7 protein-coding genes and 1 pseudogene are annotated in these 4,971 nt (G+C 68.2%); all 8 read left to right on the top strand.

The window, feature by feature from the left end; all coding sequences use genetic code 11:
* Positions 1 to 273: 273 nt before the first annotated feature.
* Positions 274 to 1,200 carry a DUF6197 family protein gene (locus Val02_RS46845; protein WP_203905867.1) on the top strand — a complete coding sequence of 309 codons (927 nt, stop codon included), beginning with the start codon at positions 274 to 276 and terminating at the stop codon, positions 1,198 to 1,200.
* Entirely contained in the window at positions 1,197 to 1,883 is a 687-nt protein-coding gene (locus Val02_RS48595; RefSeq protein ID WP_308440061.1) for a hypothetical protein, read from the top strand. The genes Val02_RS46845 and Val02_RS48595 overlap by 4 nt, the downstream gene beginning before the upstream one ends.
* Complete coding sequence (locus tag Val02_RS46835; protein WP_203905866.1) at positions 1,880 to 2,086, top strand: hypothetical protein; 207 nt, start codon at positions 1,880 to 1,882, stop codon at positions 2,084 to 2,086. Before Val02_RS48595 ends, Val02_RS46835 begins: the two co-directional genes overlap by 4 nt.
* A gap of 1 nt (position 2,087) precedes the next feature.
* Entirely contained in the window at positions 2,088 to 2,378 is a 291-nt protein-coding gene (locus tag Val02_RS46830; RefSeq protein ID WP_203905865.1) for a hypothetical protein, read from the top strand.
* A 1-nt stretch (position 2,379) separates the two neighbouring features.
* Positions 2,380 to 2,826 (top strand): DUF6197 family protein, encoded by a 447-nt coding sequence (locus Val02_RS46825; RefSeq protein WP_203905864.1) that lies wholly within the window; start codon positions 2,380 to 2,382, stop codon positions 2,824 to 2,826.
* Positions 2,823 to 3,884: a hypothetical protein gene (locus Val02_RS46820; RefSeq protein ID WP_203905863.1), complete on the top strand. Its 1,062-nt coding sequence runs from the start codon at positions 2,823 to 2,825 to the stop codon at positions 3,882 to 3,884. Before Val02_RS46825 ends, Val02_RS46820 begins: the two co-directional genes overlap by 4 nt.
* On the top strand, positions 3,881 to 4,753 hold the full coding sequence (locus Val02_RS46815) for a deazapurine DNA modification protein DpdA family protein (protein ID WP_239153869.1): 873 nt from the start codon (positions 3,881 to 3,883) through the stop codon (positions 4,751 to 4,753). Before Val02_RS46820 ends, Val02_RS46815 begins: the two co-directional genes overlap by 4 nt.
* Positions 4,750 to 4,971 (top strand): annotated as a pseudogene (locus Val02_RS46810) (hypothetical protein); the annotation flags it as partial. The gene Val02_RS46815 and the pseudogene Val02_RS46810, both read left to right, overlap by 4 nt.

Raw genomic sequence — 4,971 nt, 5'->3', positions numbered from 1 at the left:
GATCCGGGCGCTGTACCTGGCGGTGGCCGGGACGTCGTTCGGTCCGATCGCGGACCTCGGCAAGGGCGTCCTCGGCGTCGCCGCGCTCGTCGGCCTCGCATCGCTGATCGGCGGCTGCGTGACGGTCGTCCAGGTCACCCACCGGCACTGACCCCAATGGGCAGGCTGAGCAACTCATCCAACGAACCGACGACAGCGGCACACGCCGTGGAAAGCGACCGCTGTCGCCGGCCCTAGCCACCTGAAACCCCTTCAACGAAAGGAGGCGGCGTCATGCAGCCTACCGAAAACCTCTCGATCGACCTGCCGGTCGGTGAGGACTGCCCGACCTGCAAGTCGTGGCACCGGTCGGACGAGCCGCACTGGTACCTCGACTGCCGCACCTGCGGCGGAGCGTTCATCTTCGGCGGTTCGGCCGAGCCGGAGTGCGGTGCCTGCGCTTCGGCGCCGGAACTGCACGACGACGACCCGGAGGAGTCCGAGTCGGACGAGGAGGTTGCTGAGGCCGAGTCCTACGGCGAGCGGCTGCTGGAGAACTACCAGGCGGCGATGGAGGCGCGCGACGTTGCCGGTCTTCTCGACGGCGACCCCGGCGACTCCGACTCCGAGGTGGGGTTCTCTCCGGCGAACACGCTGCGGGACATGGTCCTGTACACGGACCGGTACGGCTGGGTCCAGGGCGACTACTACGACCGCACCGCGGTGGTGCTGTTCCCTCCGGCGTGCATTGTGGCCGGGCTCGGGATGGTCTGCTATGGCGAGCGTGTCGACGCCCCGGCGTTGCACTTCGAGCACCCCGGTTTCGGGGAGTTCGAGGCCGCGATGGCGTGGCTGGAGCGCTACCTGGTCGACCGGTTCCCGGACGGGGACGACAACGGCAACCCGATGACGGCGTACGGGTTCAACGACGCCCGGGGCCGCACCTACGAAGAGGTTCGTGCGGTCGTGTTGGCGGCGGCGGACTTGTGGGAGCGGATCTATCAGGGTCCGGTTCCCGGCCCGGAGTGCTGCGGCATGCCGATGCCGGAAGCCAAGACATCGCCCGAGTGGTCGGAGGCGACCATCTTCGACCGGTCGGTCGTGGAGCGCGTCTTCCAGTGTCCGACCTGTCGGCGGTGGGAGTACGTCGAGGTGACCGACAAGCTCGAACGGGACTGCCTGATCGCGCTCGCGCTGAGTGTGCCCGGCGGTGCCGAATGAGCAAGAACACCGGCAAGTCCGCCTTGACGCCGAAGCCGCGTAAGCGGGTCAAGCGTCAGGTGGAGAACGATGCCTTCGGCGCGATGGTGCGTCGGATGGTGCGGGCCTACGGCCGCCGTGTCGGTAACGGTGACGTGGAAGCCCTCGTGGGGCTGACCGCTCTGGTGTCCGATGTGGACACTGCGGTGCGGGTCGCGGTCGTTGGGCTTTACGACTTCGGCTACTCATGGGCGGACATCGCTGTCCGGTTGGGTGTGTCGAAGCAGGCCGTGCAGATGCGCTACGGCAGTAGCTCTGCCGAGCGTGGTGGCATCGATGAGCGGATCCGTTCCGCCGGTCTTGATGTCACGGTCGGGACCCTCGTGCGGGTGTTCGCCGACCATTTCCCGGGGAGTAGTCCGCGTCCTTCGGCGTGCCCGAAGTGCGGCTACCGCTACCCGGACGACAAGTCCGAGTGCCCGACCATGTCGGTCGTGCGTCCGCAGCTGTATCGGCGGCGTACCGAGAACCCGGCCGCGTTGGAAGACCTGCTGACCGGAGAACAGTTCGAATCCCTGATCAAGCCGAAATCCGTTCGTACCAACCGTTTCACGGTTCGGACGGGCCGATCGGCGCCGTGTCCGGAACCCGTGATCGAACCGAGCCTGCTCGACCTCCTCAACGGAAAGGACACGACGCCATGACCAACCGTACGTACCACTACATGATCGGCTTCGTCGGCAACGGCGCCACGAGCTTCGGGCAGATCGAAGTGACCCTGCCCTACCCGCTGACCACGATGGATCGAGTCCGCGAGGTTCAGCAGCTCGTGCGTAACCACAGCGGCATGTACGACGCGTCGATCCTGGCGTTCTCGCTGTTCGGTGACCCGAGCGGGGAGAGCTGACATGGCCGACAACATGTTCCGCCGGTCACGGCAGATGCCGTCCGATCGTCCGCAGAAGGGAACAGGTCGCGTCAGTGAGTCTCGCCCGGTTCCGGCCCAGTACACCTACCTGGTCAGTTACACGAACCCGTCCGTCGAGGGCTTCGGCCGCACCTATGTGACTCGGCCGGCGCCGATCCGCACGGAGAACGACATCGCTTCGATCGAAGCGGCGATCGGTCGTAGCAACGGCCACCGCCAGATCGTGCTGTTGGCGTTCTCGCTGATGTCCGGCCCGCAAAGGCGGTCCTGACATGGGCAAGGTTGCGCGTAACGCCCAGGTCGCCAGGTTGCTCCTCGATGCTGCGGAGTACCTGGACTGGAAAGGGTGGACCTCCACCGATCGTGAACTGATCGATGACAAGCGTGAGCAGGTCTCGGCGCTCGGCGCGCTGGAATGGGCTGCCCTGGGCCGCCTGGCCGTGCGCGCGGAGTTCGTGCTGTCGACGGACCTTTACCGGCCGTTGAACGATCTGCTCACCCTGGCGGTGCAGGAGTTGGCCGACGTGGTCGAGCCGCAACTGCACCTCGAGTTCTCCGGTTCGTTCCGCGACCTGGTCGCGTACTGGAACGACTGGATCGCCAAAGACGTACGCAACGTTCAGGCATCCCTGCGGGAAGCAGCCAACAACTGCGACCCGCATCAGGTGTCCAGCCTGGAAGACCCCCGCGACGTAGCCCCGACCGGGGAGGCGCCGTGAGTGTCTACATGAGTGGCCGTGCCTGGGCCTACGTCGGGGCTGTCCTCGGCGGTGCGGTGTCCATCGCGGCCAACGTCGCTCATTCCTTCGTCACACCCCAGGGTGCACCTGCCGATTGGTCACCGGATTCCGGTGCCGTGGTCGGCGCGGTCGTCTGGCCGGTGTTCCTGTTCGTCGCGGTCGAGATCCTCGCCCGCGTTTCCTGGCCGAACGGCGTGTCCTGGCGGATCGTTCGTTGGGGCGGGCTGTTGCCTGTCGCTCTCGTGGCGGCGCTGGTGTCCTACCGGCACCTGTCCGGCCTGCTGGCCCACTACGGGGAAGAACCCCTCGTCGTGGTCCTCGGCCCACTGGCCGTAGACGGTCTGATGATCATGGCCACTGCGGCCCTGATGGCCACAAGCCGAAGCGCAACACCCGCACTGATGCCCATCCCGCAGCAGAACCATGCTGCTTCGACCACAATCCCCGTCCCTACAACTCCTATCCCTACGACTGTGAACCCTGTCGCGCCGTCCACAGTGGACACGCAGGCCGCACCGTCCTTCATGGACGATGCGCCCGCGCGCTCCGCAATGGACGACCGGCCGGAACGTCCGGCAAATGAGCCGGCTCCGGCTGCGGCACCGACCCCGGCCGACCTGGCCGCGCGGCGCCGGAAGACACCTGCCCCGACCGGCCCGGTGGCCGCGTCCCTGGCACCCGTCGAAACCTCCCGTCCCGCTCGACGCCCGTCGCCCCGGCCCCGCCGCGACGACGACGCACCGCCGCGCCCGTCGGCACCGTCCACCGCAGACTCTTCCGTCAACGCGCTGGACCGTGCACGACCCGCCGCGCCGGCTGTGTTGTCGCCGGAGGTGTTGGCCATGGCATCGCGGGTCGCCAAGCAGTACCGGGCAGATAACGACGGCACGCCGATCAACGCGAACCAACTCGCCGTCCGGCTCAAGGTGACCTCCGAGGAAGCCGCGCAAGCCTTGGCCGTCCTGGACCTCGGACCGGACAGCCCCAATACACCGATCCCGTCTGTCAACGGCCGCTCCGCACGGGTGACCCGTTGACCGTCTCGACGCTGACCGTCGTACCCGAAACCACCCCGGTTTCGGGTACGGCCCCGTGCGCCGAGCCGCCCCTGTTCTACCTCGGCACCCACCAGCCGCACTGGCTCGCGCGTGCCGGGGTGCCGCTGTTCGTGTCCGACCGGCGGCTACGCCGCTACCGAACCTTGCCCCGGGCGCGGACGATATGGGCACTGGACTCGGGCGGGTTCACCGAACTGAGCCAGTACGGCACCTGGACACACGGCCCGTCCCCGGCGGTCTACGCCCGGCGAGTGCGCCGCTACCGCGACGACATCGGCCGGCTGGTGTGGGCGGCGCCGCAGGACTGGATGTGCGAGCCGTTCATCACCGCCAAGACCGGTCTGAGCGTGGCCGAGCACCAAGCGCGCACCGTCGACAACTACCGGCAGTTGGTCGACCTGGCACCGGACCTGCCGTGGGTGCCGGTCGTACAGGGCTGGACGGCCGCCGACTACCTACGCTGCGTCGACCGCTACGCCGCCGCCGGCGTCGACCTCGCCCACGCCCGTTTGGTCGGTGTCGGGTCGGTGTGCCGCCGTCAGGGCACGACCGAGGTCGGCGACATTCTGACCGCCCTGCACCGGGCCGGCGTGACGCGGCTGCACGGCTTCGGATTTAAGACCCTCGGTCTGGCCCGTCACGGGCATCTGCTCACCTCGGCTGACTCGATGGCCTGGAGCGCACAAGCCCGCCGCGAACCGCCGCTGCCGGGTTGTAGCGGACACCGTAACTGCGCCAACTGCCTCACCTACGCCCTGCGCTGGCGTTCCCGCATCCTCGCGGCCACCAACCGCACACCCGTACAGCTGCCGCTGTTTGACATCGCCGCTTGCGGACGGCCGGCATGACAACCGCGACCGTCCTCACGCCCGGGTCACCCTCGTGGCTGACCCGCTCGCCGCACGCCCGTGAACAAGCGGCCGTGCGGGCGGCGAGCGGCGGTTTCACGGACTGGCTGGAGCACATCCGCCCGGCCGCCGCCTGTACCCGCCCGGTGCGCCTGGCCGGCACGATCGCGACGGTGGAAGCGGCCACCGGTCGTCTGCTGTCCACGGTGGACACCGAT

Source organism: Virgisporangium aliadipatigenens, from assembly GCF_016863615.1.
GTDB lineage: Bacteria > Actinomycetota > Actinomycetes > Mycobacteriales > Micromonosporaceae > Virgisporangium > Virgisporangium aliadipatigenens.
This window is presented reverse-complemented; position numbering and strand designations above follow the sequence as displayed.